Origin of the sequence: Vibrio sp. SALL6 (assembly GCF_002002385.1) — a bacterium.
In the GTDB taxonomy this organism is placed as follows: domain Bacteria; phylum Pseudomonadota; class Gammaproteobacteria; order Enterobacterales; family Vibrionaceae; genus Vibrio; species Vibrio parahaemolyticus.
This window is the reverse complement of record NZ_MQVK01000047.1, coordinates 1-3102: the sequence shown is the minus strand read 5'-3', so window position 1 is coordinate 3102 and position 3102 is coordinate 1. Positions and strand designations below refer to the sequence as shown.

Annotated in this window: 3 protein-coding genes; all 3 read right to left on the bottom strand. The window is 40.7% G+C overall.

The genetic code is table 11. The annotated features are described in order from the left end of the window. Positions 1-630: 630 nt before the first annotated feature. On the bottom strand, positions 631-903 hold the full coding sequence (locus BIW15_RS22980; RefSeq protein ID WP_077281677.1) for a hypothetical protein: 273 nt from the start codon (positions 901-903) through the stop codon (positions 631-633). A gap of 204 nt (positions 904-1107) precedes the next feature. After that, positions 1108-1629 (bottom strand): GrpB family protein, encoded by a 522-nt coding sequence (locus BIW15_RS22970; protein WP_077281679.1) that lies wholly within the window; start codon positions 1627-1629, stop codon positions 1108-1110. A gap of 717 nt (positions 1630-2346) precedes the next feature. Beyond that, positions 2347-2964: a hypothetical protein gene (locus BIW15_RS22965; protein WP_054579703.1), complete on the bottom strand. Its 618-nt coding sequence runs from the start codon at positions 2962-2964 to the stop codon at positions 2347-2349. Between the last annotated feature and the right edge of the window lie 138 nt (positions 2965-3102).

Genomic DNA, 3102 nt, shown 5'->3' with positions numbered 1-3102 from the left:
ATTGAAAGGACACATAACGCTGCGTTAAGGGGTGAATGCCGCCTAAACCAACTTTCCGCAGATCACTTTCACCACAAAAACCACTGCATACCAAAAATGCCACGCGGCATGAATCCCTCTTGAACGCCTTGTTATGTTTAAGACTAAAAGGGTTAAGCTTTACGATACCAAGAGCTTAACTCGACTTACATTTACGCACCAAAACCATATGCTAAAAAACTGAATTAACTCATAAAATTGATTGAATTTGCAGTAAGTATTAACGTGAGAAACGAAAACTGAAGCTCTAACTTTGGAACTGAGCAACCTGTACTCAACTCATCCAAACACTGCATTTAAATGAGGCAACCCTCTGGATTTTTAGCGCCCACGAATTGGAGTCCAGAAAACAGCGCCCAGTGAAGTCCACTTGCCGACAAGACCAAAATTAGAAAGCCGAGAAAGCAAAGAAAAGATGCAACCAACTGATTTTACGTGATTAAACATAACGCCGCGTTAAGTGGTGAACAACGCATACCACCAGACCTAAACTATTGTGCAGTAAACACTTAAGCTAATACAAACCCAAAATGCCAAGCGTTGTGAATCCGTCTTAAACGCTTTGTTATGTGCATATCGGCGACGTTTACGCTAACTTTCTCGCAATTTTGCTATCGAAAGACCTGCAACGCCTACCAACGCCCACTTGGCCGATGAAATAAACCAATAGAAAAAGTTTTCATTGGAACTCAAAGTAGAAGCAACTAAAAAAATGCATGCTGAAAAGAGCAGTATAAACACCCACCACAAGCCTTTCGGCTTTAACACCTTTTTTAAAAACACTTCAATGGCAAAGCCCACTGAAAGTGCTATCAGAAGAGAAACACCGAAGTTAAGCCATACACTTTCAAATAAGTTGTCCATTTCACTTCCTGTATGATCGTGATTAATTCATAAAAACAGAGACTTATAGATTCACATATCGTTTAATCAAGCTTGGCTCATGCACATAACGCCGCGTTAAGGGGCGCAGGCACGCAATACAAAAGTGACCGCATACCACCTTAACCACTAAACCTGACGCATAGTAAAAATGCCACGCGTGCCAAGTCCCTCTTGAACGCTTTGTTAGGCAAATTTCCAGTTGAGAGCCTTAGCCTCATGCTCTTTAATAAAGCTGTCTTTATGGCGGCAATATACATCTATGTCATTGTTGCAGATTGCTGCTCCAGTTTTCTTTAACACGCCATACTCATCGGCCACTTCAGGAAAAGCGATAAGATACTCTTTAAAAGCGATGTGTCTTTGTGCTTCATGTGAATCGGTTAGAAAGGCGTGGACTTGATGAGTTCGTTGAACCCCACCTTTTTGAAAGTAGCGCCTACCCGGGATACCAAACTCACCTTTAGCAAGATAACCTAGCGATTCCATCAAGCAACTTTGCTCATCCAGCTCACTGAGACATTTAACTTCAAGTAGAATATCTATAATTGGTTTCGCACATAGACCTTCAACTGAAGTGCTACCGATATGGTGAACTCCCACCACATTTTCTTGGTTTAACGTATTACAGATTAGCGCTTTCTCTCGGTTAAAATCATCAGCCCACGACGACTGAAAATCTACGACTTCAATTATCCTTGAACTCACGCCTATCTCCATTTGCCTAACGCCGTGTTAAGGGGTGAGACAACGCTACCGCCAAAGCGGATATGACCGCCTTAATCACTTAAACCGATTTGAAGTGAAAGCGCCACGCGTTGACGAATCCCTCTTAAACACTTTGTTATGTTTTACCACAACTGACTCGCTTACTTGGCAAAGAACTGAATTGCATAAAGAATTGTTTAACTTGCGTCACACGACGTTGCGGAATAATCCGACAAAAGCGATAAACACAAAGCATGTAATTCTCAGGAATTTGATTGAGGCAACTTTGATGGCTTTTAGCGAGCGATTGCACCCCTTTCAAAACAGCGAAAAACAAAACTCAAATTGCCAAAAAGACCACTGCCAATTTACTAATTGGGAAAGAGAACTAAAGCGACTTTAAGCCAGTCTAATTTTCAACACACAGACGCAATTTCAAATTGAAGCAACCCACGAACTTTGAAGCGTGATTATGTTTGATGGATTCATGAACTTGGACGGACAATATTGAATTGCTGAAACAACTCGAACGAATTACCAAAGAGACCAAAGAAAAAAGCGCCAGGCAACCTTTTATTTCTTCTAAATCAAAGTGAAACATAACGCCGCGTTAAGGTGCGAACAACGCAATACATAACCCTCTGCAAAGTACCGTAATCACTCAACCCAACGCAAATCAAAAGTGCCACGCGTTGTGAGTCGCTCTTAAACGCTTTGTTATACCTGTTGCCAAGTATTAGTCCCACCGGTTTTTTCAAAAACTTGATGATTATCAAAATGTTTTATTAGGTCAGTTTCGAACAATGAAACGGTAGCGTTTGGGTTATGAAGAAATAGAATTTTACCCGTTTTCACTGAAAGTACAGCTATCGCACTGATGTACTTCATTCTATTTGTCAGCAAACCTGGATGCCTTTTTATTTCTTCGAACGATCCATCTCGATGAGCATAATATTCAGCTTTACCTAACATCGCTTTCTGGATACTCGGAATGAATAAGAAATCCATTGTTGCGAAGTCTCGGCAATCACATAAAACAATGACCCTACTAGCTTTTGATTCTCCGTAGTTTTTTAGCTGTTTAGCCGCATCTTTAATACTGTTTACAACACGATCGGAGTTCACTTGATATATGCCCAAACATTCATCTTCAATGTCACGTAATACTTGTTTTTCAGATGGGTTTTCAGTGAGTTCTTTAATCTCCCAATAGCTTAGGTGATTACCAAGATAAACTTCATAATCAGGTGTTTTCCCTTCAGACTCAGGGATTTTTCGAAACTTAATATTCTTAGAATAGAGTGTTGCTTCAAATTGGCTTTCTGACTCTGTCACAATTCCTCCGAAGGTATAACGCCCTGTTAAGGTGTGAGCAACACAAAGCCGAAGCTTCTGCATACCACCTTAAACACTAAAACCAACGCATGGTAAAAATGCCACGCGTTGCGAATCACTCTTAAACAGTTTGTTAGG

Excerpts from the sequence above, each read along its gene's own strand:
- BIW15_RS22980 (WP_077281677.1), bottom strand. The coding sequence starts at position 903 with ATGGACAACTTATTTGAAAGTGTATGGCTTAACTTCGGTGTTTCTCTT.